The following is a 23783-nucleotide window of genomic DNA, read 5'->3' as shown; positions in this document are numbered from 1 at the left end:
GGACGGTCCGAGCGATAGACTCCTTTCCTACCAATTCAATCGGAATAGTTGGGATGTCGGAACCGTGGAGTGGACCCCGGACGCGCACGAGCTGGCCGACCTTGAGCTGCTGCTGTCCGGGGCGTTGGAGCCGCTGACCGGCTTCCTGGGCCACGACGACGTGCACGCCGTGCACGAGCGCGGCACGCTCGCCGACGGCACCCCCTGGCCCGCGCCGGTCACCCTCCACCTGCCCGCCGAGGTCTCGCCCGGCGACGAGGTGCGGCTGCTCGACCCCGAGGGCCTGCCGCTGGCCGTGCTCACCGTGACCGCGCGCGAGGCCGACGGCCTGACCTCGGGCCCGCTCAAGGCGCTCGGCGCGCCCGAGCACGGCCCGTTCGCCCGGCTGCGCCGCACGCCCGCCGAGGTCAGGGCCGAGCTCGGCGACCGGCCCGCGCTGGCCGTCACGATGCGCGGGCCGCTCGACGACCTCACCGAGATCACCGCCACCGCGAAGGAGCTCGACGCGGTGATCGTGCTGCTCCCCCTCTCGTACGGCGAGGCGGGCCCCGGCGTCGTCCGCGCCGCGCTGCGCGCCAAGACGCAACTGCCGGAGGGCACCCTCGTGGTCCCGGTCCCCCTGGCGCCGCGCGCGGAGCCGGAGATCGACCTCGAACTGCGCGAGCACGTCGCCACCGCCTACGGCGCCACCGAGCACTACGCGGGCCCCGAGCCCGTCACGCTCCCCGGCCCGCCCCACCGCCGCGGCCTGGTCGTCTTCTTCACCGGCCTGTCCGGCTCGGGCAAGTCCACCATCGCCCGCGGCCTGCGCGACGCCCTGCTGGAGCTCGGCACCCGCACCGTCACCTACCTCGACGGCGACGTCGTGCGCCACCTGCTGTCCAAGGGCCTGACCTTCTCCAAGGCCGACCGCGACCTGAACATCCGGCGCATCGGCTTCGTCGCGGCCGAGGCCGCCCGCCACGGCGGCCTGGCGATCTGCGCCCCCATCGCCCCCTACGCCGCCACCCGCGAGGAGGTGCGCGAGACGGTCGAGTCCGTCGGAGCCGACTTCCTGCTCGTGCACGTCGCCACGCCGCTGGCGGAGTGCGAGCGGCGCGACCGCAAGGGCCTGTACGCCAAGGCCCGCGCCGGCCTGATCCCCGAGTTCACCGGCGTCTCCGACCCCTACGAGGAGCCGGACGACGCCGACCTGGTGATCGACACCACGCACATCTCGATCGAGGCGGCCGTCTCCCAGGTCCTGGGGGCGCTGCAGTCCGGAGGGTGGGTACGTTGATCGACTTCGCACTGGTCGCCGGGTCCTTCGTCGTCGCGATCGTGGTCGGCCTGACCGGCATGGGCGGCGGTGCCCTGATGACCCCGATGATGATGTTGTTCTTCAACGTGCCGCCGCTGGCCGCGGTCTCCAGCGACCTGGTCGCCTCGGCGATCATGAAACCGGTCGGCAGCGTCGTCCACCTGCGGCGGGGCACGGTCAACCTGCGGCTGGCCGGCTGGTTGTGCGCCGGGTCGGTGCCGGCCGCGTTCTGCGGGGTGTTCCTGGCCCGCGCGTTCGCCGTGACGGACGCGGTCAAGTACGCGCTGGGCGTGGCGCTGCTGCTGGCCGTCGTCGGCATGGCGGTCAAGGGCTGGCTCGGCGCGCGGGGCGGCTCGTCGGACGCCCACGAGATCGTCGTGCGCCCAATCCCGACCCTACTGGTCGGTACGGTAGGCGGGCTCGTGGTCGGCGTCTCCTCCGTGGGATCGGGGTCGCTGATCATCGTGGCCCTGCTCGTGCTCTATCCGGCGCTCAAGGCCAACCAGCTCGTCGGCACCGACCTGGTGCAGGCCGTGCCGCTGGTCGCGTCGGCCGCGCTCGGCCACCTGATGTTCGGCGACTTCAAGCTGGAGCTCACGCTCTCGCTGCTGATCGGCTCGATCCCCGGCGTCTACCTCGGCGCGCGGATCTCCTCACGCGCCCCGGGCGGACTGATCAGAGCCCTGCTGGCGATCGTCCTGCTCGCCTCGGCGCTCAAGCTCCTGGACGTGAACAACACCCTCACCGTCGCCCTCCTCGCCCTCGCCTCGGCCGTCACCGTCGTCGGCTGGAGGGTGCGAGGGAGTGCCGTCGCCTGGAGGAGCGGCGGGAGCGCAGCGACCAGAGCGGAGGAAGGCGGCGGCATGAGGCGACCGAGCCGCCTCACGCAGTGAGGCCATGAACACCGTCAGGGCCGCGGCACGCGGGTCGAGCGGAAGTAGCGGTCGCGGGCGAGCTGGGTGAAGGCGCGGGCCGCGCCCGGATCGGAGTCGAAGCTCGTGTTGCCGCGCGGCGCCTGCGGCGAGTCGAAGTACAGCAACGCCTTGATCTGCGGATACCGCTTGATCTGTCTCAGCACCGACTCGAAGAAGCGCCGTTTGAAGGCCCGGTCGGCGGGCCGCTCGAACACCCCCCACTCGGCCACCATGACCGGCTTTCCGGGGAAGCGGGCCTGCATCCACCGGTAGAACCCAGGCCAGCTTCCGTACTCCTTGCGGGTCTTGTTGACCAGCCCGTCGAAGTCGCGCACCCGGTCGTCGGCGTACGGGTCCATGGCCACCCAGTCGACCACGTCGTCACCGGGGTAGAGATCCTCGAACCAGGGCTTGGCCGCCCAGTTGGGCGCCCCCATGTACGTCATCACCGTCACGGCGTTCTTCACCCCGCGTTCGCGCAGCCTGAGCACGACGTGCCGGAACATCGCCGCGTAGTCGCTGGCCTGCATGCCGGACCCAGAGCGGGCGTCGACGTCGTTCTCCGGCTCGTGGTGGAGGGTGAGGAAGAACCGTTCGGGGAAGGTGCGTCTGAGGTGGTCGGCCAGGCGGTCGATCCGCCGGTCGAGGGCGCCGTCGGCGATGTCGGCCCAGGTGCGGTCGAGCGACGGCTTCCAGTTGATCATGAGCAGCCGGGGCCGGCCCGGGTCGCGGGCCAGGCCGATCTCCTGCGGGGTGGGGAACAGCTCGCTGCCGCGATGGTAGACGTGCAGCACGTCGGCGCCGGCGCCCATGCGCGACTCGGCCCCGCGCAGCGCCTCGGCCACCGGAGCGCCGGTGAAGACCTCGGGCGCCACGCCCCACCAGGCGCCGCAGGAGGGGATGAGCCTGGCGGTGACCGCACAGGAGGGCGCACCGGCCAGCTCGGCCGTGCTGGTGTCGACCCGGGCGGGCGCGCCCTCGGCCGTCGAGCAGGCGGCCAGGAGGGCGAGCACCGCGCAGGTGATTGCGGTTTTCGTCGCGAAAGACGCGAAGTGACACTTCATCGCGAAAGACGCGAAATGAGAAAAGCCCCGAAGCTGCAACGCCTTCCAACCCCCTTGTCGACGGACCCCCGCCTATCAAACCTGAACCTTGCCATGCCATTCCTCGAACTTCAGCCAGTGTGCTCGTCTGCCCAGTTCACGACCCCTGACCTGCCACCCACATTTTCTGGAAATATCCATTCAAAAAGGGGCATCTTCGCGGCCGTACCGGAAAAAATCTTCAGTATTCGACTTGGGTAATATCCGTCCGGCCTATAGTGGGCGCACACTGCGCCGAGTGACGCAGCGTTGCCCATCCGCGACAGCGCGCATCCCCTCCAGGAGACCGTCCCCATGAGCCCGTCGCCGGACTTCCAGGCGCGCCGTCCGGGCGCCGACCTGGACGAGCACCTCTCCCTGCTGCGCAGGCGGTGGCTGCTGCTCGTCGGTTGCGTCGTGGTCGGCGGCACCGCCGGGCTCGCCCTGCTGCGGGCCACCCCGCCGGCCTACACCGCGATCACCCAGGTCCTGGTCACCCCCGTCGACGGTCAAGACCAGGGCAACCAGGTGAGCAACCGGCAGCGCGAGCCGCTCAACCTCGACACCGAGGCCCAGATCGCCCAGTCGGCGGTCGTCTCGGCGCGGGTCGCCCAGGCCCTGCGGATCACCGCGCCGCAGCCGGTCGAGGTCTCCGTGCCGCCCAACTCGGCCGTGTTGTGGGTCTCGGTGACCGACGCCGATCCCGTGGCCGCCGCCGCGCAGTCGCGGGCCTACGCCGACGCCTACCTGGCCAACAGGCGCGAGAGCGCGCAGGCCGCGATGGCCGAGCGGCAGCAGGCGGTGCTGGCCAAGCTCAAGCAGGTCGACACCGGCCTCGACGCGGCCATCAAAGAGGTCGGCCGCCTGCCCAAGGGCAGCGCCGAGCACGCCATCGCCACCCAGCGCCAGAGCGTGCTCAACCGGCAGGCCGCCAGCCTGACGCTCAAGTACGACGCGCTGCGCACGATCGCGGTGACCCCCGGCTCGGTCATCAGCGAGGCGCTGCCGCCGACCCGGCCGAGCTCCCCCAGCCTGCCGCTCTACCTCGGCACCGGCCTGATGGCCGGCCTGCTGCTCGGCGCCGCGGCGGCCTACGCCCGCGACCGGCTCGACACCCGGCTGCGCACGGCCGCCGACGTCGAGCGGCTGACCGGGCTGCCCGTGCTGACCGACCTGTCCGCCTCCCGCGAGCACGGCGTGCTGCACGAGCTGGCCTGCGCCGTGGTCGCGGCCTGCCCCGGCCAGCGGCTGCTGGTCCGGTCGCTGCCCGCCGACCTCTACGCCTCCTCGCTGGCCGAGCCGCTGGCCATCAGCGCGCCGCTGTCGGTGCTCGACGGCTCCGACGTCCGCGACCTGGCGCGGGCCGACGCGGCGCTGCTGCTGGTCGGGCTGGGCCGGGTCACCTCGCCGGAGGTGACGGCGGCCGCCCGCCATCTGGAGCGGCACGACGTGCCGGTCGTCGGCGTGGTGACGGCGACCGACGCGGTGCCGGAGTTCGTCCCGCTGCTGGAGCCGCGCACCCACACCTCGCTCGGCAAGCTCGTCGCCACCGGCGAGCTGGAGGTGAGCCTGGCTGCCGAGACCACGCCCATGCAGTCGTTCCACCACCGGCAGCGCAAGCAGCCGTGACAGGACCAGCCTGGCCGATCGCGGCGCTCCTGCTCGGCTACCCGATCTGGTGGGCGCTGGGGTTCGGCGGCCTGTCGGTGATCGTCCTGGCCGTGCCGATGGCGGTGATCCTGTGGCGGCGCCGGCCGGTCCGGGTCCCCCACGGGTTCGGCCTGTGGCTGCTGCTGCTGGCCGGCTACCTGCTGAGCGCGATGATGCTGGACGAGCTGCCGCCCGGCACCTACGGCGGGTTCAGCGCCGGCCGCCTGATCGGCTGGGCCATGCGCCTGGCCCTGTACGTGTCCGTCCTGGTCATGGTGCTCTACCTGGGCAACCTGACCGAGCGCGAGCTGCCGCAGCTGCGCCTGGTGCGCTGGCTCGGCGTGCTGTTCCTGACGACGGTCGCCGGCGGCCTGCTCGGCGTCCTGGTCCCGCACTTCGCCTTCACCTCGCCGGTCGAGCTGCTGCTGCCCGGCTGGATCAGCGAGAACTCCTTCGTCCAGAACCTCATCCATCCCACGGCCGCCCAGACCCAGAAGGTGCTCGGCTACTCCTCCCCCAGGCCGGAGGCGCCCTTCGAGTGGGCCAACGCGTGGGGCAGCAACGCGTCGGTGCTGCTGATCTGGTTCGTCGTCGGCTGGTGGACGTACGGCGGGCGGTGGCGCCGGGCGCTGGCGGTGCTGGTGATCGCCCTGGCCGCGGTCCCGGTCGTGTACTCGCTCAACCGCGGCCTGTGGATCGGGCTCGGGCTGGCCGTGGCGTACCTGATCGTGCGGGTGGCGGGCCGGACCAGGATCGTGCTGTGCGGGGCGGTGGCCGCCGGGCTGGTGGTGTTCGCGCTCAGCCCGCTGGCCTCGGTGTTCGCCCAGCGGCTGGACAAACCGCACTCCAACGACGTCAGGGCCTTCACGATGACCGCCACGGTCGCCGCGGCCCGCCACTCGCCGGTCATCGGCTACGGCAACACCCGCAACTCGCTCGGCAACCACCGCTCGATCACCACGGGCAAGACCCAGTGGTGCGCGGCCTGCGGGCACCCGCCGCTCGGCAGCGACGGGCAGCTCTGGCTGCTGCTGATCACCCAGGGCTTCACCGGGGCCGCCCTCTACGTGGCGTTCTTCCTCGGCGCCATCCGCCGCCACTGGGCCGACCGTTCCCCGATCGGGCTGGCCGGGGTGCTGGTGATGGGTCTCGTGCTGCTCTACATGTTCGTCTACGACGGCCTGGTGACGCCGCTGAGCCTCTATCTCATCTCGTTCGCCCTGCTGTGGAGAAACGCATGAAGGACGCCTCCGCGCGGCTCGGATACCTCCGCGAGACCGTGCGCCTGCTGTTCCCCGGTACCGGGTCGCCGCGGCCGTACTCGGTGCTGCCGCACCGGGTGCTGCCCCGCCGGCTGGCCCCGCGGCGCTGGTGGCACGTGGGGGGCGCGGTCACCGTGCCGCTGGAGGGGTCCGTGGCGGCCTATCTGGGCGAGGTCTTCGACGCGCCCGTGGAGGTCGTCCTCCACGTGCGTCCGGCGTTGCGGCCCAACCGCAAGCCCGTCCTGGAGGCCCGTACCGGGGGGCGGCTGCTGGCGTACGTGAAGGTCGGCGACAGCCCGCTCGCCCGCGAGCTGGTCGGCCGCGAGGCAGCCGCGCTGCGCGGGCTGGCCGCGGCGCCGCTGAAGACCGTCGTCGTGCCCGACGTGCTGCACCACGGCGAGTGGCGCGGCCTGCCGGTGCTGGCGCTCTCACCGCTGCCCGTACGGCGCGGCCGGGTGCCACCGGCCCTGCTGCACGCCGCGATCATGGAGATCGCCGCCACCGGCGGTCCGGTCCCGGCCTGGCACGGCGACCTGTCCCCGTGGAACATCTGCCCCTCCGCCGACGGCCGGCTGCTCGTCTGGGACTGGGAGCGGTACGAGACCGGCGTCCCCTACGGCCTCGACGCCGCGCACCACCTCTTCCAGCGGGCCCTGCGCAGGATGGACCCGCCCACGGCGGCCCGCGCCTGCGTGGCCAGGGCGCCCCGCGAGCTGGCCCCGCTCGGCCTGTCGTCGGCCGAGGCCAGGCGGACGGCGTTGCGCTACCTCATCGTGCTGGCCGACCGGCACGCCGCCGACGGCCACTGCCCGCTCGGCCCGCCCGAGACCTGGCTCAACCCGGCCGTCGACCACGAGGAGCTGCTGCCATGAGGACGATGAAGCGGCCGGTGCTGTCCTTCTCGCGCCTGGCGGGCCGGTTCACGTCGAGCGCTCGGGTGCTGCCGTCGTTCCTGATCGTGGGGGCGCAGCGGTGCGGCACGACCTCGCTCTACCGCGCGCTGGCCCAGCACCCGCTGCTGCTCAAGCCCGTCCTGCACAAGGGGGTCCACTACTTCGACGTCGGCTACCACCGGCCGATGGCCTGGTACCAGGCGCACTTCCCGCTGCGTGCGGGCGCGGCGCTGCTGGCCCACCGGTACGGCGGCCGCACCCAGGCGTTCGAGTCGTCCCCCTACTACCTGTTCCATCCGCTGGCCGGTGAGCGGATCGCCGCCGACCTGCCCGGGGTCAAGCTGATCGTCCTGGTCCGCGACCCGGTCGAGCGGGCCTGCTCGGCCCACGCCCACGAGCTGGCCCGGGGCTTCGAGTCGGAGTCGCACCTCGAATCCGCCCTTGAGCTGGAGGCCGAGCGGCTGGCCGGGGCCGAGGAGAGCCTGCGCGTGTCGCCGTTCTCCGAGCACCACTCCCACCGCCACCATGCCTACCTGGCCCGCGGCCGGTACGCCGACCAGCTCGACCGCCTCGAACCGCTCTTCGGCCGCGACCGGATCCTGGTGCTCGACAGCCACCGGTTCTTCGCCGAGCCCGAGACCGCCTACGACCGCGTGCTGGAGTTCCTGACGGTGCCGCACCTGGGCTATCCGACGTTCGAGCGGCACAACGGCCGGCCGCTGCCCCGGCCCGTGCCCCGGGTGCTGGAACAGGCGCTCAGGGACCATTTCGAGCCCTACGACGCGCGGCTGACGCGCTGGCTGGGCGGTGAGCCGTCGTGGCGCCGGTGATGGTCCGGCGCGGGATCGCCGGGCTGACCGGGGCCGGGGTGAGCGCGCTGGCGCAGTTCCTGGTGGCGGTGGTGGTGACCAGGGCGTTCAGCCCGGCGCAGGCGGGGGCGTTCTTCAGCGTGACGGCCCTGGCGCTGATGGCGGCCGGCATCGCCAAACTGGACGCCGGCAACGGCCTGGTGTACTTCATCGCGCGGGCCAAGACGTACGGCTATCGCGGTATCTCCGGATATTTCCGGGCGGCCATGGTGCCGTGCGCGCTGGCCGCCTGCGCAGCCGGGGTGCTGCTGGAGCCGCGCATCGGGCTGCTGGCCTGGGCCCTGCCGGTCATCGTGCTCGGCGACATCGCGCTGGCCGCCACCCGCGGTTTCGGCTCGATGCGGCCCACCGTGCTGCTGGACGGCGTGCTGCTGCCCGCCGCGCAGCTCGTGCTCGTCACCTGGGCGGCGCTCGCGCACGCGCCGCAGTGGCTGCCGGCGGCCTGGGCGCTGCCCTTCCTGCCGCTGCTCGTCCTGGCCCTCGCCGACCTGCGCGGACGGGCGCCGCGCACGCCGTACCTGCCGGGGACCGGGCGTGACCTGTGGCGGTACACCGCGCCCCGGTCCGCCGCGGGCGCCATCCAGGCGGTGTTCCAGCGGCTGGACATCGTGGTCGTCGCCCTGCTCGGCGGGCCGGCCCAGGCCGCGGTCTACACGGCCGCCACCCGGTTCCGGGTCGTCGGGCAGCTCGCCAACCAGGGGCTGGCGCAGGCCGTGCAGGAACGGCTGGTCCGGGCGCTCGCCGACGGGGAGCTCGGCCGGGCGCGCGAGCTGTACCAGGCCACCACGATCTGGCTGGTCCTGCTGACCTGGCCGGTGTGGCTGGGCTACGCCGTCCTCGCGCCGTGGCTGCTGCGCGTCTTCGGCCCCGCGTACGGCGCCGCCGCCCCCATCGCCCTCGTCCTGGCCGGGACCATGCTGGTGGCCTCCGCCTGCGGCATGGTCGACGTCGTCCTGACCGCCGCCGGCCACACCCTGGCCAGCCTGCTCAACCTGCTGGCCGCGGTCGCCTGCACGGTCGCGCTCGACCTGGCCCTGATCCCCTCCCAGGGGGCGTTCGGCGCGGTCGTCGGCTGGTCGGGCGGGGTGATCGTGAAGAACCTGCTGCCGTTGTGGCAGCTCCACCACCGCTACGGCCTGCGCCCGTTCGGCCGCCACACCCTGCCCGCCCTGCGCCCGCGCACCTGGGCGGCGGCCACGTGACCGCGCCCGTCCTGGTCACCGGCCTGCCGAGGAGCGGCACGAGCTGGGCCGGCAAGATGCTCACCGCCGGCGGCGGCCTGGTCTACGTCAACGAGCCGCTCAACCCGCAGCACCCGCCCGGCCGCTGCCCCGGCGTGCTGCGGGCCGAGGTCGCCCACCGGTTCCAGTACATCTGCGACGACAACGCCGCCGACTTCCTGCCTGCCTTCCGCGACACGGTCGCCCTGCGCTATCACTGGCTCGCCGAGCTGCGCGCCAACCGCTCCCCCTACGACCTGGCCCGGCTGGCGCGCTACGGCACCGCGTTCGCGTTCGGCCGCCTGGCTGGGCGGCGGGCGCTGCTCGACGACCCGTTCGCGGTGTTGTCGGCGGGCTGGTTCGCGCGGCGGCTGGGGTGCGCGGTCATCGTCCTCGTCCGCGATCCGGTGTCGTTCGTGGCGAGCTGGCGTCGTCTCGGGTGGCGGTTCGACGTCGGCGACCTGCTCGGCCAGCCGCTGCTCGTCCGCGACCATCCCGGGCTGCTGGGCCTGCATCGGCTGCTCGGCTCCGCCGACGACCTGGCCACGACCGCCGCTCTGTGGCGGGCCGCGCGGTCGGTGCTGGCCGCCACGCCCGGCGTCCTGGTCGCCTCGTACGAGTCGCTGGCCGAGGATCCGGTCGCCGGTTTCCGGGGTCTCTACGCCCACGCGGGCCTGCCGTGGTCACCGTCCGCCGAACGCCGGATCGTCCGGGCCTGCACCACGCCGTCCCGCCGGTCGGCGGCGTTCGCGTGGTCGGGGCTGTCCCGTACGGCCTTCCGTCCGATGGACTCCCGTCACGCCCTCGCCACGGCGGCCCGGGGGCTCACCCCGGCGGAGGCGGCCCGGGTCCGGGCCCTCACCGCCTGAGCCTGGTCAGCAGGCAACCGGCGAGCAGGCGTACCGCGAAGGGGAGGTCGTCCACGAGATAGCGCCGCGCCAGCCGGCCGGGCTCGCTCATCAGCCGGAACGCCCACTCCAGCCCGGCCCGCCGCATCCAGCGCGGCGCCCGCTGGACCGTGCCGGCGGCGAAGGCGATGGCCGCCCCGCAGCCCACGAACCACGCCTGCGGCAGCTCCTCGCGCAGCTCGGCGATGAGCAGGTCCTGCCGGGGGAAGCCCAGCCCGACGAACACCAGGCGGGGCCGCGCCGCGACCACCCGGCGCCGCACCCGCTCCCTCCCCTCCGCCGTGTCGTCGAAGCGGTACGGCGGCGCGTGCACCCCCGCCACCTTCAGCCCTGGACGGCAGCTCCTGAGCTCGTCGGCGGCCAGTTCGGCCACCCCCGGCGGCCCGCCGAGCAGGTAGACCGGCCAGTTACGGGCCGCGGCCACCTCGCTGAGCGACCAGATCAGGTCGGCGCCGGTGACCCGTTCGGGCAGCGGGGTGCCGAGCAGCCTGGCCGCCCACACCAGCGGCATGCCGTCGGCCACCACGATCTCGGCCGAGCCCACGAGCTCCTGCAGGGCGGGGTCGCGGGCGACGGCCCGGCAGATGTCGACGTTGGGCGTCACGATGCGGCCGCCCCGTCCGGCCGCGGCCTCGGCCGCCACCCAGCGCACCACGTCGGCCTCGGTGACGACGTCCAGCCCGACGCCACCGACCCGCACGCGTTCCCCGGGACGTCCTCGACGCCCGGCCTCGGCAGGCCCGCGACCCACCGGGCGCTCGGACGGGAGGGTGCGGGCAGCCCCCGGCTCAGCGCCACGGATCCGCCCGGCCGCGGGCCCGGCCGCGCGGGCCCGAGCGGCCTCGGCGGCATGGCCGCGGGCGGGCGGGGAGTCGGAAGCGGGGCTCGGGGTGGACGGGCGCTGGACGGGGACGGCGGGGATGCGGGTCCTGGGCGGGGTCATATGCCGTGCCCCCGTCCGTGCAGCAGCCCGAGCACGGTCGCGGCCGGGACGATCCCCGCCGCGACGGCCAGCGCGATCGGCGCCCGCGGCTCACCCGGCCGCGCCCCGAACGCGCGCACCGCCCACCGCACCGCCGCGCGCCGCCGCCCGAGCGCCGCGTACGCGAAGGCGAGCTGGCCGTAGACCCGCGCCGCGCCGCGCCGGTCCGCGGCCAGCTCGGGATGGCGGTCGAGCATCCAGTCGAGCCCGGCGATCCGGTCCGCCCAGCGGGCCGCGTAGTAGGACGAACCACCCCACCGCACGCGGACGAGCGGCCGGTCGACGTGCGTGATCGGCCGCCGCCGGGCCGCACGCAGGGCCAGGTCCCAGTCCTCGTTCTGGCCCCCGGGGGCGCTCTCGTCGGCCCACAGGGCCCCGCGCCGGAACAGGAACGTCGAGGAGTGCACCATCACCATGCGCGACCGCAGGAGGTCGGCCGCGGTCACCGTGTCGGCGCCCGCGAGCCTGGCCACCCGGCGCCCCGCGTGCTCGACCTCGATGGCGCAGCTCGCGAACTCGCCACCGGCGGCGGCCAGCGCCCGCGCCTGGGCGGCGAGCTTGCCCGGCAGCCACAGGTCGTCGTCGTCGCAGAAGGCGACGAGATCGGTGTCGAGGGCCGCCATGCCGGTGTTGCGCGCCCCGGGAAGCCCAGGGGTACGCCGGTTGGCCAGGACGGGCACGCCCAGCTCCGCCCCCGGGCACCCGCGCCCGCCGTCGTCGACCACGACCACGGCCAGCCGCCCCGGATAGTCCTGGGCCAGCACCGCCGCCACGGCCTCGCGCAGCAGCTCGGGCCGGTCGCCGCAGGTCGGGATCACCACCCCCACGGACGGCGGCGCGCTCACGCGGCGACCTCCCGGTAGCCGTACCGGACGCGGAGGGGCCAGGTGAGCGCGGTGACCAGCCGCCGGTCACGGACGGGCAGCCCCGAACGCCACGAGTCGTCGCACCGCAGCCGGATCCCCCCGACCTGGAACCGCATCGGATTGCCGGACGCGGTGTGCGCCGGCCCGAGCCGCGCCGTCGTGCCCTCCAGGAACGGCAGGCCGGGCACGTCGAGCCCGAGGAAGCCGGCCAGCGCGGTCAGCGTGGGCTCCGGATCGGCGACCAGGTCTTCGTAGCGCACCCGGGTCACGCGGGCCCCCTGGCGGGCGAGGAGCTCAAGACCGGCGTTCTGGGCGGTCCAGTGGAGGGACGTGCGCAGCGGCCCCCAGCGGGTCATGGGACGCCCGTCCTCGGGCCGCTCGACGGTCCTGCGCCAGGAGTGGGCCACCGCCCGCGGATCCCGGACGACGTGCACGACGCGGACGTCCATGCCGGCCGCGACCAGGCAGTGGGCGAGGGAGGCGTGCTTGCTGGAGTCGATCACGACGGGCGCGCCGGTCGCCTCGTAGACCCTCCGGTAGGCCCGCGCGTACTCGGCCAGGTCGGGATGCGCGATGCGCCCCATCCGGTGGGTGCGATCGACCCGCTGCCGCAACGCGAGCACCCGCTCGGCCACCGACGGCCGCCATCCGCCGAACGCCGCCCGGCCCACCTGCCGCCAGAAGTCGCAGGCGGCGAAGGCGGCGCCGCAGCCGCACGGCTCTCCGGCCAGCACGCCCCTCGACCACAGGTGGACCACCTCGCCGAGCGCCACGACGCCGGGCAGCTCGGCGAGCAGCCGCTCCAGCAGAGTGGTGCCACTACGGCCGAGGCCACCGAGGAAGATCACTCGGGTGGCGGATGCGCGGTCGGTCACAGGGGGAGGGCCTTCACACGTCGCCAACACGGAACGCGACGACCCTAGCGCGGAGGGTAATCAGATGGTCAGGAAACCCCGCAAAGATCTACCGAAACGGCGAACGGCCCGGCGTGGTGTCGCCGGGCCGTTCTGGGACGCTCAGCTGGCGTCGATGATCATGCCTGCGCCGACCGTGCCGTTGGTGGCCTCGTCCACGAGGATGAAGCCGCCGGTCAGCCGGTTGCGGGCGTAGTCGTCGACGAACAGCGGCTGGGTGACCCGCAGCGAGACCCGGCCGATCTCGTTCAGGCCGAGGGCGGTGGCCTCCTCGTCCCGGTGCAACGTGTTGACGTCGAGCCGGTAGTGCAGGTCGCGCACCAGCGCCCGCGCCGTGCGGGTGGTGTGCTTGATCGTCAGCTTGGTGCGCGGGGTCAGCTTGAGGCCGTCGGCCATCCAGCAGACCATGGCCTCCAGCTCCTGGGCCGCGTGCGGCTGGTTGTTGGGCCTGGCGATCATGTCGCCGCGCGAGATGTCGAGGTCGTCCTCGAAGCGCAGCGTGACCGACATGGGCGGGAACGCCTCCTCCACCGGCCCGTCGAACGTGTCGATCGAGGCGATCCGCGTGCTCAGCCCGGACGGCAGGTGGGTCACCTCGTCGCCCGGCTTGAGCACCCCGCCCGCGACCTGGCCCGCGTAGCCGCGGTAGTCGTGGAAGGCGTGGTCGGTGGCCTTCTGCGGACGGATCACGTACTGGACGGGGAAGCGCACGTCGACCAGGTTGCGGTCGGAGGCGATGTGCACGTTCTCCAGGTGGTGGAGCAGGGACGTGCCGAGGTACCAGGGCATGTTCTCCGAACGCGAGACGACGTTGTCGCCGTTGAGCGCGGAGATCGGGATGAACGTCAGGTCGCTCACGTTGAGCTTGGAGGCGAAGGAGGTGAACTCCTCCCGGATCTCCTCGAACCGCTCCTGCGAGTAGTCGACCAGGTCCATCTTGTTCACGGCCAGCACCAGGTGCGGCACGCGCAGCAGCGAGGTCAGGAACGCGTGCCGGCGCGACTGCTCCAGCACGCCCTTGCGCGCGTCGATGAGGATGATCGCCAGGTCGGCCGTGGAGGCGCCGGTGACCATGTTCCTGGTGTACTGGATGTGGCCGGGCGTGTCGGCGATGATGAACTTGCGCTTGGGCGTGGCGAAGTAGCGGTAGGCCACGTCGATCGTGATGCCCTGCTCGCGCTCGGCCCGCAGGCCGTCGGTCAGCAGCGACAGGTCGGTGTACTCGGTGCCGCGGTCGCGGGAGGTGCGCTCGACCGCTTCGAGCTGGTCCTCGAAGATGGCCTTGGAGTCGAAGAGCAACCGTCCGATGAGGGTGGACTTGCCGTCGTCGACGCTTCCCGCGGTGGCAAAGCGGAGAATGTCCATCAGAAGTAGCCCTCTCGCTTGCGGTCCTCCATGGCGGCCTCGGACGAGCGGTCGTCGGCCCTGGTGGCCCCCCGCTCGGTGATCCGGGTGGCCGCGATCTCCTCGATGATCTCCTCGACCGTGGCGGCCGTGGACGCCACGGCGCCGGTGCAGGTCATGTCACCGACCGTGCGGTAGCGCACGACGGCCTCGAACAGCGGCTCGTCGTCGCCGCGGGACACGACGTCGGAGTCGGGCAGCAGCATGCCGTCGCGCTCGAACACCTTGCGGGTGTGCGAGAAGTAGATCGAGGGGATCTCGATGCCCTCACGGCGGATGTAGTCCCAGATGTCGAGCTCGGTCCAGTTGGACAGCGGGAAGACCCGGATGTGCTCGCCCTTGCGGATGCGGGAGTTGTAGATGTTCCACAGCTCGGGGCGCTGGTTCTTCGGGTCCCACTGGCCGAAGTCGTCGCGGAAGGAGAACACGCGCTCCTTGGCGCGGGCCTTCTCCTCGTCGCGCCTGGCGCCGCCGAAGACGGCGTCGAACTCGTGCTCCTCGATCGCGTCGAGCAGCGTGGTGGTCTGCAGGCGGTTGCGCGAGGCGCGCCGGCCGGTCTCCTCGACCACCCGGCCGCTGTCGATCGACTCCTGCACGCTGGCCACGATCAGGCGCGCGCCCAGCTCCTCGGAACGGCGGTCGCGGAACTCGATGACCTCGTCGAAGTTGTGCCCGGTGTCGACGTGCATCAGCGGGAACGGGATGGCCGCGGGCCAGAACGCCTTCTCCGCGATGCGGAGCATGACGATCGAGTCCTTGCCGCCGGAGAAGAGCAGACACGGCCGCTCGAACTCCGCCGCCACCTCGCGCATGATGTGAATGGCCTCGGCTTCGAGTACGTCGAGCTGCGACGTCGTGTAGTCGCGCTGGAGCATGGGCGCTTCCTCCGGCGGTTAGCGATGCAGGTCCCGAATTCCGGCGAGCAGGGATGTCGCCAGCTCCGGTAGGGAAACCAGGATATCCGGTAGTGACGGGTCGGCTTGGTTGTAGGTCAGCTCCGAGCCGTCGACGCGGCTGGCGAACGCCCCGGCCGCCTGCGCGACGGCGACGGGGGCCGCGGAGTCCCACTCGTACTGGCCGCCGGCGTGCACGTACGCCTCGACCTCGCCGGTGAGCACCGCGGAGATCTTCGCCCCCGCCGAGCCGATCGGCACCAGGTCGGCCCCCAGCAGGTAGGCCAGCTTCTGGACGAACTCCGGCGGCCGGGTGCGGCTCACCGCGATGCGGAAGCGGCCCTTCTCGAAGGCCGGCAGGGCGGGCGGCTCGGCGGTGGTCAGCGTACGGCCCTGCGCGGGCAGCGCCACGGCGCCCGCGGTCAGCTTGCCGCGCTCCCACAGCGCGACGTGCACCGCCCAGTCGGCCCGGCCCTCCTCGGAGAACTCGCGCGTGCCGTCGAGGGGATCGACGATCCACACGCGCTCGGCGCCCAGCCTGCGCGGGTCGAGCCGCTCCTCGCGGGTGGCCTCCTCGGACAGGACACTGTCACTGGGACGCAACCGTGCCAGCGCCTCCATGAGGAACACGTGGGCGGCCCGGTCGCCCTCCGCGCGCAGCGCGGCGGAGTCGCCGAACCCGGTGCGCTCGCGAACCTGCAGCAGCCTCTCGCCCGCCTCCGTCGCCAGGTCGCCGGCCACGGCGTGGTCGTCGCGAATCGTCATCAATATGCTCCTTGCCCGCGGGCGACGGCCGACCAAGTCTTCCACAGGATCTGCAGGTCCAGCGTGAGGGACCAGTTCTCCACGTAACGCAGGTCGAGACGGACGGATTCCTCCCACGATAGGTCAGATCGTCCGCTCACTTGCCACAGCCCGGTCAGCCCGGGACGCACCAGAAGCCGTCTGCGCACGTCGTCACCGTAGCGCGCCACCTCCTCCGGAAGGGGCGGGCGGGGGCCGACGAGCGACATGTGTCCGAGCAGCACGTTGATGAGCTGGGGCAGCTCGTCGAGGGAGTGGCGGCGCATCAGCGTGCCGAGCGGAGTCACGCGCGGATCGTTGCGGATCTTGAACAGCACGCCGTCGTGGTCGCTGACAAGCGTGATCTTCTGCTGCTCCGAGCCGCGCCGCATGGTACGGAACTTCAGGATCGTGAACGGCCTGCCGTCCTTGCCGATCCGGGTCTGGCGGAACAGCGCGGGCCCCGGGCTCGTGCCGCGCACGGCCACGGCCAGGGCCGCCAGCAGCGGCGACAGCAGCACCAGCAGCGCGGCGGCGACGACGCGGTCGAAGACGTTCTTGACCAGTTGCCGGGCGCCGGTCAGCTCGGGGTGCTCGACGTGCAGCAGCGGCAGCCCGGCGGCCGGCCGGATCATCGTGCGCGGGCCGGCGACGTCCATCAGGGCGGGGGCGACCACCAGCTCGGTGTGGGTGCGCTCCAGCCGCCAGGCCAGCCGGCGCAGCGCGTCGCCGTCCATCTCGGGGCAGGCCAGCACCGCCACGGTGTCGGCGCGCACCTGGTCGACGACCAGCGGCACGTCGCCGAAGTCGCCCGCGACGGGCACCTCGGTCAGCACCCCGGGCGGCTCGCCGTAGGGCAGGCAGGCGGCCACGACGTCCATGCCGTGGTGGCGCTCCCTGCGGAAGAGGTGGACCAGCTCGGCGATCGAGGCCGGATGGCCGACCGCGACCACCCGGCGCATGCAGGCCCCGGCCGCCCTGCGCCGGTTGAGCGAGCGCCGCAGCAGGTAGCGGGCGACCAGCGTGAGCAGCGTGACCAGGGGCAGCGCGAGCACGACGTAGCCGCGGGCGACGTCGGTCTTGGTGACGTACGAGCCGATCGCGGTGGCCGCGGTCAGCGCCACCCCGGCGTGCACGACGCGGCGGAACTCCTCGGAGCCGACGCCGATCATGCGGGGCTCGTAGGCCCGGTTGAGCGCGACCGCGCAGATCCACACCCACGGCAGCGCCACGCTGACCAGCAGATACGGCAGCACGTAAGGGGTGAACCCGCCGAACCTGCCGCAGAAGGCGGCGGCGGACCCGATGCCCGCCCCGCACAGATCGCCCACCACGGCACGGAACCGGTAGGAACGCATCCACGCCGGAGTCACCGGGCTGACCCGCCACGAGAGGGCCTCGCCGGACTTCACGGGCTCTCCTGCCTCACTCCGTGAGGCGGCCTCGGTCGCCAAATGCCGTCTTCCCCCGCTCCGCTCTCCCGCCGTCGCTCCGGGCGGTGGCACGCCTCTGTGTGCCCGTTCCCGAACGGACAGTCACCGATGCTAGCCGTGCGTGCGGCGCGACAGGCGGTGAACGGTTCTATGCGGCGATCAGCGCGGAGGGCCGGAAATGTGCAGATCAGCCCGGTGGAAGTCGTTCTGGGTGGCTTCCAGGCCACGGGCCATGAGCGACTCGACGACGTCGGCGCCCCGGTCGACGAGGAAGGGCAGATCCTTGCGCTCGACGGTGGCGAAGTCGCGGAGCACGAAGGTGGCCGGGTCCATGCGGCCGGGCGGCCGGCCGATGCCGAAGCGCACCCTCAGGTAGTCGCGGGTGGCGAGGACCTTGGTGATGGACTTGAGCCCGTTGTGGCCGTTGTCGCCGCCGCCGAGCTTGGCGCGCAGCGCGCCGTAGGGGACGTCGAGCTCGTCGTGGACGACGATCAGCCGGTCGGGGCCGATCTTGTAGAAGTCGGCGAGCGCCTTGACCGGCCCGCCCGACAGGTTCATGTACGTCAGCGGCTTGGCCAGCACGGCCGCCCGCGTCTCCAGCACCTCGGACCTGCTCTTGTGCGCCTTGAGGCGCCCGCCGGCCCGCGCGGCCAGCTCGTCGAGCACCATGAAGCCCGCGTTGTGCCTGTTACCCGCGTATTCGGGCCCCGGATTGCCCAGTCCGACGATCAGCCAGCGGTCCATGTGCGCTCCCCTTACAGCGGAACGGGGGCGGCCTCGCGCCACCCCCGTTTTCGCGGTACGTGCTTACTCGGCGGCAGCCTCGGCGCTCTCGCCCTCGCCCTCGGCCTCGGCGGTCTCGCCCTCGGCGGCCTCGGCGGCCTCCGCGGCGGGCTCCTCGGTCGGCTTGGCGATGACGTGGAGGACCACGGCCTCGGGGTCGGCGGCCAGCGTGGCGCCCGACGGCAGGTCGAGCTGCGCGGCGGTGATCACGGTGCCGACCTCCATGCCCTCGACGTCGACCTCGACGCCGGTCGGGATGTGGGTGGCCTCGGCCTCGACGGCCACCGAGACGAGCTGCTGGTCGAGCAGGCCCTCGGAGTTGACGTCGCCGGTGGTGGTGACCGGGATCTCGACCGTGACCTTCTCGCCGCGCTTGACCAGGAGCAGGTCGACGTGCTCGACGAAGCCCTTGATCGGGTCGCGCTGCACGCCCTTGGGCAGGGCCAGCTCGTCGACGCCGTCACCCTGGAGGCGGATCAGCACGTTGGGCGTGCGGAGGGCCAGCAGCACCTCGTGACCGGGCAGGGTCAGGTGCTTGGGGTCGATGCCGTGCCCGTAGAGGACGGCGGGCACCTTGTCGGCGCGACGGATCTTGCGGGCGGCGCCCTTGCCGAACACCGTGCGCGGCTCGGCGGCGATACGTACTTCAGACATGACATCTCCTAGGGATGCAGAGATCGGATTGTGGCGCGCTCCCCCTCACCCGCCCTAGCGGAAGGCGTTACGAGCGCAACCCGTACAGCTTACTCGCTCAGGTGTCGCCCTCGAACAGGCTCGTGACGGAGCCGTCGGTGAAGACCTCGGTGACGGCGCGGGCGATGAGCGGCGCGATCGAGAGCACCGTCAGCTTGTCGAACCGCTTGGCCTCCGACAACGGCAGCGTGTTGGTCACGATGACCTCGGAGATGCGCGAGTTCTTCAGCCGGTCGACGGCGGGGTCGGAGAAGACCGCGTGGGTGGCGGCCACGATGACGTTGGTCGCGCCCTGCTCGTAGAGGGCGTCGGCGGCCTTGCAGATCGTGCCGGCGGTGTCGATCATGTCGTCGATCAGCACGCAGGTGCGGCCGCTGACCTTGCCGACGACCTCGCTGACCTTCACGGAGTTGGCCACGTCGAGGTCGCGGCGCTTGTGGATGAAGGCCAGGGGCGTGCCGAGGGTGTCGGCCCAGCGCTCGGACAGACGGACGCGGCCGGTGTCGGGCGAGACGACGGTCGTGTTCTCCAGGTCGAGCTTGTTCTTCAGGTAGCTCTCCAGGACCGGCATCGCGAACAGATGGTCGACGGGACCGTCGAAGAAGCCCTGGATCTGCGAGGTGTGCAGGTCGATCGACATGAGCCGGTCGGCGCCGGCGGTCTTGAACAGGTCGGCCATCAGCCGGGCCGTGATGGGCTCGCGGCCGCGGCCCTTCTTGTCCTGGCGGGCGTAGCCGAAGAACGGCATGACCACGGTGATGCGCTTGGCCGAGGCCCGCTTGAGCGCGTCGACCATGATGAGCTGTTCCATGATCCACTTGTTGATGGGACCGGTGTGGCTCTGGATCACGAACGCGTCGCAGCCGCGGACGGACTCCAGGTAGCGGGCGTAGATCTCGCCGTTGGCGAAGTCGATCAGTTTGGTGGGGGTGAGTGAGACGCCGACGTGCTCGGCGACCTCTTCGGCCAGCTCTGGATAGGCCCGGCCGGAGAAGAGCATGAGGTTCTTCTCGCCCGGCTGTTTGATGCTGGTCACTGTTCGTTCTCCTGCTGTGCTCGCTCGGCCAGCGCCCGTTCGGCGGCGGCGGCCGACTTGGTGCCCGCGCGCTTGCGCAGGACCCATTTCTCGATGTTGCGCTGTCGCGCCCTGGCCACGCCCATCGCCCCTGGGGGTACGTCGCTGACGATCACGGATCCGGCCGCGGTGTTGGCGCCTTCGCCGATCGTCACGGGGGCGATGAGCATGGTGTCGCAGCCGACGAACGCGCCGTCGCCCACGGTGGTGTGGTGTTTGTCGACCCCGTCGTAGTTGACGAAGACAGTGGAGGCGCCGATGTTGACGTCTTCCCCGATGGTGGCGTCGCCGGCGTAGGTGAGGTGGGGCACCTTGGAGCGCTCGCCGACCTTGGTGTTCTTCATCTCGACGAACGTGCCCGCCTTCGACCTGCGGCTGAGCACGGTGCCGGGGCGCAGGTAGGCGTAGGGGCCGACGTTGGCCTCGGGGCCGATCTCGGCGTCGTCGCAGACCGCGTTGCGCACGACGGCGCGCTCGCCGACGCGGGTGTCGGTCAGCGTGGTGGCCGGGCCGACCTCGGCTCCGGCGCCGATGACCGTGCGGCCGTGGAGCTGGGTACCGGGGTGGACGACGGCGTCGGGCCCGATCTCGACGCCCACGTCGACCCACGTGGTGGCCGGGTCGACGACGGTGACGCCGGCGCGCATGTGCTGCTCCAGCAGCCGCTGGTTGAGCACCTTGCGGGCGAAGGCGAGCTGGACGCGGTCGTTGACGCCCTCGACCTCGACGTAGTCGGCGGCCACGCAGGCGCCGACCCGGTGGCCGTCGCCGCGCAGGATGCCGAGGACGTCGGTGAGGTACTCCTCGCCCTGGGCGTTGTCGGTGGACACGCGCTTGACGGCGTCGGCGAGCAGCAGGCCGTCGAAGGCGTAGATGCCGGAGTTCATCTCCTTGATCGCGCGCTGCTCGTCGTCGGCGTCCTTCTCCTCGACGATCTCCAGCACGGCGCCGGAGTGGTCGCGGACGATCCGGCCGTAGCCGGTCGGGTCGGGCACCTCGGCCGTCAGCACGGTGACCGCGTTGCCGTCGGCGGCGTGCCTGGCCAGCAGCGTGGCGAGCGTGCGGGCCTGCATGAGCGGCACGTCGCCGTAGGTGACCAGGATCGTGCCGGCGATCGTGCCGACCTCTTCGAGCACGGTGCGGACGGCGTGGCCGGTGCCGCGCTGCTCACGCTGGACGACGGCGCGCGCGTCGGGGCTGGTGGCGGCCAGATGGCCGCCCACCTGTTCGAGCGCGTGGCCGATGACCACGATGAGCCGCTCGGGATCGAGGTCGCGGGCGGCGGCGAGCATGTGGTCGACCAGCGCGCGGCCGCACAGCTCGTGGAGGACTTTCGGGGTCTGGCTCTTCATCCGGGTGCCCTCGCCCGCGGCGAGGACGATGACGGCTGCCGGGCGCGGCACACTCACGGACTGAGGCTCCCTGTGACTGGACGGATCAGGGTCGTCGGCGCGGCTACCGCACCGCAACCCTCCCGACACCGTGAGGATACCTGCCCGGTTCGGAACTCTCTCGCGCGGGGAGTCGCGGGATGGCTGTCAAGGCTCCCGGAAGAGGACTCGAACCCCTACAAAGTGGACCAAAACCACTTGTCCTGCCGATTAGACGATCCGGGACGGACCGGACGCCGTGGCGTCCGACACACAGCCCCTACGATACCGAGCCCGCACGGGCGTATGCGCCCCCAATTCTCTCGCACATCTCCAGTGCCGCGAATACCGGGGACACGCGGGGGTAGTCGGCGCGCTGGTCGCATAACAGACCACCCCAAAAGCCGCAAGGCACGAAACCCACTCACCTGGGCGCGCCGGCCGTCAGCTAAGTGACATCCACACTTAGGGCTTCCTTACTTACGATGGCGTAGGTTACGGTGGCGTAGCCTGGACATTCATCCTCATACATGTCGTTGGAGGTAGCCCATGACCGTTCTCGCCGAGCGTTCCTCCCCCGCCCCGAAGCCCGACTTCGAAGAAGAACCGAAGTCCAGGGCAGAGATCATCACGTTCGCACTCGTGGTCGGACTGCCCCTGGTCGCGCTCGCGGCGGCGGTCCCGCTGGCCTGGGGATGGGGACTCGGCTGGACGGACATCGTCATCGCCTTCGTCTTCTACGTCGTCTCCGGGCTCGGCGTCACCGTCGGGCTCCACCGCTACTTCACGCACGGCTCGTTCAAGGCCAAGCGGCCGCTGAAGATCGCGATGGGCATCGCGGGCAGCCTGTCGCTGGAGATGTCCGTGCTGGACTGGGTGGCCACGCACCGCAAGCACCACAAGTTCTCCGACAAGGAGGGCGACCCGCACTCGCCGTGGCGCTTCGGCCCCGGCTTCAAGTCGATGTCCAAGGGCCTGCTGTACGCCCACATGGGCTGGCTGTTCGAGAGCGAGCGCACCAACCGCGAGAAGTACGCCCCCGACCTGTGCAAGGACGAGGACATCCAGAAGCTGCACAAGTGGTTCCCCACGCTGGCCCTCGTCTCGGTCCTGCTGCCCGGCGTGCTGGGCCTGCTGCTGACCTGGTCCTGGCAGGGCGGCCTGACCGCGCTGTTCTGGGGCTCGCTGATCCGCATCGGCCTGCTGCACCACGTGACCTGGTCGATCAACTCGATCTGCCACGTCTTCGGCGAGGAGTCCTTCCAGACGCGTGACAAGTCGCGCAACGTCTGGTGGCTGGCCATCCCGTCGTTCGGCGAGTCCTGGCACAACCTGCACCACTCCGACCCCACCTGCGCCCGGCACGGCGCGCTCAAGGGCCAGATCGACCTCAGCGCCGGCCTGATCCGCCTGTTCGAACGGGCGGGCTGGGTGTACGACGTGCGCTGGCCGACGCCAGAACGCCTGGCGGCGAAGCGCATTGCCTGACGAGAATCAGCCGATGAACGGCCATTCGTCCGTGGCCGTCATTATGGAACCCGTGACCGAACCCCGATCTCGCAGGCGCATGTCCGGTAGAGAGCGCAGAGAGCAGCTGATCCTGATCAGCCGCACGCTGTTCGCCGAGAAGGGGTTCGACGGGACCTCTATAGAGGAGATAGCCGCCACCGCGCAGGTGTCGAAGCCTGTGGTGTACGAGCATTTCGGCGGCAAGGAAGGCGTCTACGCGGTCGTCGTCGACCGCGAGATGCAGAAGCTGCTGGGCATGATCACCTCGGCCCTCGCCGCCTCCCACTCCCTCATCAAGCTGGAGCGGGCCGCCCTGGCCCTGCTCCAGTACATCGAGGAGAGCAGCGAGGGCTTCCGCATCCTGGTGCGCGACTCGCACGCGGCCTCGGGCACGGGCACGTTCGCCAGCCTGATCAGCGAGATCGCCAGCCAGGTCGAGGACGTCCTGGCCGACGAGTTCGCCGGCCGGGGCTACGACCCCAAGCTCGCCCCGATGTACGCCCAGATGCTGGTCGGGATGGTCGCGCTGACCGGCCAGTGGTGGCTGGACGTGCGCAAGCCGGGCCGCGAGGAGGTCGCCGCGCACCTGGTGAACCTGGCCTGGAACGGCCTGACCGGGCTGAACCCGAGCCCGGCGATCTCGGTGGCCACCCGCAACCAGGCCGCCGCCGCCAAGCCGCGGGTCAGCGACAAGGATCTGCGCGAGTTCGAGAAGGCCCGCGAGAAGGAACTCAAGGAAGCCGAGAAGCTTCGCCAGCGAGAGTTGCGTGATGCGGAGAAAGCCCGGGTACGAGAGTTGAAGGAGCGCGAGCGGCTGCTGAAGGAGGCGGAGAAGGCCCGCGAGCGCGAGGAGAAGATCCGTCAGCGGGAGGCCAGGCTCGCCGAGCGCGCCGCACGCCTGGAGCAGGCCGAACAGCCAGAGTGAGTTCGTTGCGGCTACGTTAACGTTCCGTTCAACCAATCGGGGCAATATAGGCCAT

At 71.9% G+C, this 23783-nt stretch carries 22 protein-coding genes and 1 tRNA gene; 10 read left to right on the top strand and 13 right to left on the bottom strand.

What is annotated here, in order from left to right; genetic code table 11:
• The first annotated feature begins 64 nt into the window (after window positions 1-64).
• Window positions 65-1279 carry an adenylyl-sulfate kinase gene (gene cysC / locus AB0J46_RS30640; protein WP_364337708.1) on the top strand — a complete coding sequence of 405 codons (1215 nt, stop codon included), beginning with the start codon at window positions 65-67 and terminating at the stop codon, window positions 1277-1279.
• Window positions 1276-2193: a sulfite exporter TauE/SafE family protein gene (locus AB0J46_RS30635; RefSeq protein WP_364337707.1), complete on the top strand. Its 918-nt coding sequence runs from the start codon at window positions 1276-1278 to the stop codon at window positions 2191-2193. Before cysC ends, AB0J46_RS30635 begins: the two co-directional genes overlap by 4 nt.
• A gap of 14 nt (window positions 2194-2207) precedes the next feature.
• Here the strand turns inward: AB0J46_RS30635 and AB0J46_RS30630 are convergent, their stop codons facing one another.
• A complete protein-coding gene (locus AB0J46_RS30630; RefSeq protein WP_364337706.1) occupies window positions 2208-3227 on the bottom strand; it encodes a hypothetical protein in 1020 nt (339 codons plus the stop codon).
• Between the two features lie 384 nt (window positions 3228-3611).
• Here AB0J46_RS30630 and AB0J46_RS30625 point away from each other — a divergent pair, with 384 nt between their 5' ends.
• The 6 genes from AB0J46_RS30625 to AB0J46_RS30600 are packed head-to-tail and all read left to right on the top strand — an operon-like array spanning window position 3612 to window position 10059.
• Window positions 3612-4925 (top strand): Wzz/FepE/Etk N-terminal domain-containing protein, encoded by a 1314-nt coding sequence (locus AB0J46_RS30625; RefSeq protein ID WP_364337705.1) that lies wholly within the window; start codon window positions 3612-3614, stop codon window positions 4923-4925.
• Window positions 4922-6187, top strand: coding sequence for a hypothetical protein (locus tag AB0J46_RS30620; RefSeq protein ID WP_364337704.1), 1266 nt, complete (start codon window positions 4922-4924; stop codon window positions 6185-6187). The genes AB0J46_RS30625 and AB0J46_RS30620 overlap by 4 nt, the downstream gene beginning before the upstream one ends.
• Window positions 6184-7080 (top strand): hypothetical protein, encoded by an 897-nt coding sequence (locus tag AB0J46_RS30615; RefSeq protein WP_364337703.1) that lies wholly within the window; start codon window positions 6184-6186, stop codon window positions 7078-7080. The genes AB0J46_RS30620 and AB0J46_RS30615 overlap by 4 nt, the downstream gene beginning before the upstream one ends.
• On the top strand, window positions 7077-7931 hold the full coding sequence (locus AB0J46_RS30610; RefSeq protein ID WP_364337702.1) for a sulfotransferase domain-containing protein: 855 nt from the start codon (window positions 7077-7079) through the stop codon (window positions 7929-7931). Before AB0J46_RS30615 ends, AB0J46_RS30610 begins: the two co-directional genes overlap by 4 nt.
• Entirely contained in the window at window positions 7919-9172 is a 1254-nt protein-coding gene (locus tag AB0J46_RS30605; RefSeq protein WP_364337701.1) for a lipopolysaccharide biosynthesis protein, read from the top strand. Before AB0J46_RS30610 ends, AB0J46_RS30605 begins: the two co-directional genes overlap by 13 nt.
• Entirely contained in the window at window positions 9169-10059 is an 891-nt protein-coding gene (locus AB0J46_RS30600) for a sulfotransferase (RefSeq protein ID WP_358294541.1), read from the top strand. The genes AB0J46_RS30605 and AB0J46_RS30600 overlap by 4 nt, the downstream gene beginning before the upstream one ends.
• Here the strand turns inward: AB0J46_RS30600 and AB0J46_RS30595 are convergent.
• From AB0J46_RS30595 to AB0J46_RS30540, 12 genes are all read right to left on the bottom strand, one after another.
• Window positions 10049-10798, bottom strand: a complete 750-nt coding sequence (locus tag AB0J46_RS30595; RefSeq protein ID WP_364337700.1) for a WecB/TagA/CpsF family glycosyltransferase — start codon at window positions 10796-10798, stop codon at window positions 10049-10051. The two genes, AB0J46_RS30600 and AB0J46_RS30595, sit on opposite strands and share 11 nt — an antisense overlap.
• 239 nt (window positions 10799-11037) lie before the next feature.
• Entirely contained in the window at window positions 11038-11925 is an 888-nt protein-coding gene (locus AB0J46_RS30590) for a glycosyltransferase (protein WP_364337699.1), read from the bottom strand.
• Window positions 11922-12821: a sulfotransferase gene (locus AB0J46_RS30585; RefSeq protein WP_364337698.1), complete on the bottom strand. Its 900-nt coding sequence runs from the start codon at window positions 12819-12821 to the stop codon at window positions 11922-11924. The genes AB0J46_RS30590 and AB0J46_RS30585 overlap by 4 nt, the downstream gene beginning before the upstream one ends.
• Window positions 12822-12962: 141 nt before the next feature.
• Window positions 12963-14225, bottom strand: coding sequence for a sulfate adenylyltransferase subunit CysN (gene cysN / locus AB0J46_RS30580; RefSeq protein WP_352321986.1), 1263 nt, complete (start codon window positions 14223-14225; stop codon window positions 12963-12965).
• Window positions 14225-15139 carry a sulfate adenylyltransferase subunit CysD gene (gene cysD / locus AB0J46_RS30575; protein WP_364337697.1) on the bottom strand — a complete coding sequence of 305 codons (915 nt, stop codon included), beginning with the start codon at window positions 15137-15139 and terminating at the stop codon, window positions 14225-14227. The genes cysN and cysD overlap by 1 nt, the downstream gene beginning before the upstream one ends.
• A gap of 18 nt (window positions 15140-15157) precedes the next feature.
• Complete coding sequence (locus AB0J46_RS30570; RefSeq protein WP_364337696.1) at window positions 15158-15922, bottom strand: 3'(2'),5'-bisphosphate nucleotidase CysQ; 765 nt, start codon at window positions 15920-15922, stop codon at window positions 15158-15160.
• A complete protein-coding gene (locus AB0J46_RS30565) occupies window positions 15922-17298 on the bottom strand; it encodes a sugar transferase (RefSeq protein WP_364337899.1) in 1377 nt (458 codons plus the stop codon). The genes AB0J46_RS30570 and AB0J46_RS30565 overlap by 1 nt, the downstream gene beginning before the upstream one ends.
• 234 nt (window positions 17299-17532) lie before the next feature.
• Window positions 17533-18117, bottom strand: a complete 585-nt coding sequence (gene pth / locus AB0J46_RS30560; protein WP_364337695.1) for an aminoacyl-tRNA hydrolase — start codon at window positions 18115-18117, stop codon at window positions 17533-17535.
• Window positions 18118-18180: 63 nt separating this feature from the next.
• Window positions 18181-18810 (bottom strand): 50S ribosomal protein L25/general stress protein Ctc, encoded by a 630-nt coding sequence (locus AB0J46_RS30555; protein ID WP_364337693.1) that lies wholly within the window; start codon window positions 18808-18810, stop codon window positions 18181-18183.
• Window positions 18811-18907: 97 nt separating this feature from the next.
• The gene (locus tag AB0J46_RS30550; RefSeq protein ID WP_352321976.1) at window positions 18908-19885 is read right to left on the bottom strand and encodes a ribose-phosphate diphosphokinase; all 978 of its coding nucleotides are present in this window, start codon (window positions 19883-19885) and stop codon (window positions 18908-18910) included.
• Window positions 19882-21333: a bifunctional UDP-N-acetylglucosamine diphosphorylase/glucosamine-1-phosphate N-acetyltransferase GlmU gene (glmU, locus tag AB0J46_RS30545; protein WP_364337691.1), complete on the bottom strand. Its 1452-nt coding sequence runs from the start codon at window positions 21331-21333 to the stop codon at window positions 19882-19884. The genes AB0J46_RS30550 and glmU overlap by 4 nt, the downstream gene beginning before the upstream one ends.
• A 135-nt stretch (window positions 21334-21468) precedes the next feature.
• A tRNA-Gln gene (locus AB0J46_RS30540) sits at window positions 21469-21540 on the bottom strand.
• Between the two features lie 303 nt (window positions 21541-21843).
• On the opposite strand from AB0J46_RS30540, the gene AB0J46_RS30535 reads away from it, so the two are divergent.
• Complete coding sequence (locus AB0J46_RS30535) at window positions 21844-22782, top strand: acyl-CoA desaturase (protein ID WP_364337689.1); 939 nt, start codon at window positions 21844-21846, stop codon at window positions 22780-22782.
• Between the two features lie 79 nt (window positions 22783-22861).
• The gene (locus AB0J46_RS30530; RefSeq protein WP_364337898.1) at window positions 22862-23728 is read left to right on the top strand and encodes a TetR family transcriptional regulator; all 867 of its coding nucleotides are present in this window, start codon (window positions 22862-22864) and stop codon (window positions 23726-23728) included.
• Window positions 23729-23783 lie beyond the last annotated feature (55 nt).

The organism is Nonomuraea sp. NPDC049758 (genome assembly GCF_040674635.1).
GTDB lineage: Bacteria > Actinomycetota > Actinomycetes > Streptosporangiales > Streptosporangiaceae > Nonomuraea.
Note: the sequence above shows the minus strand (reverse complement) of the source record. Positions and strands in the feature narration are given on the sequence as shown.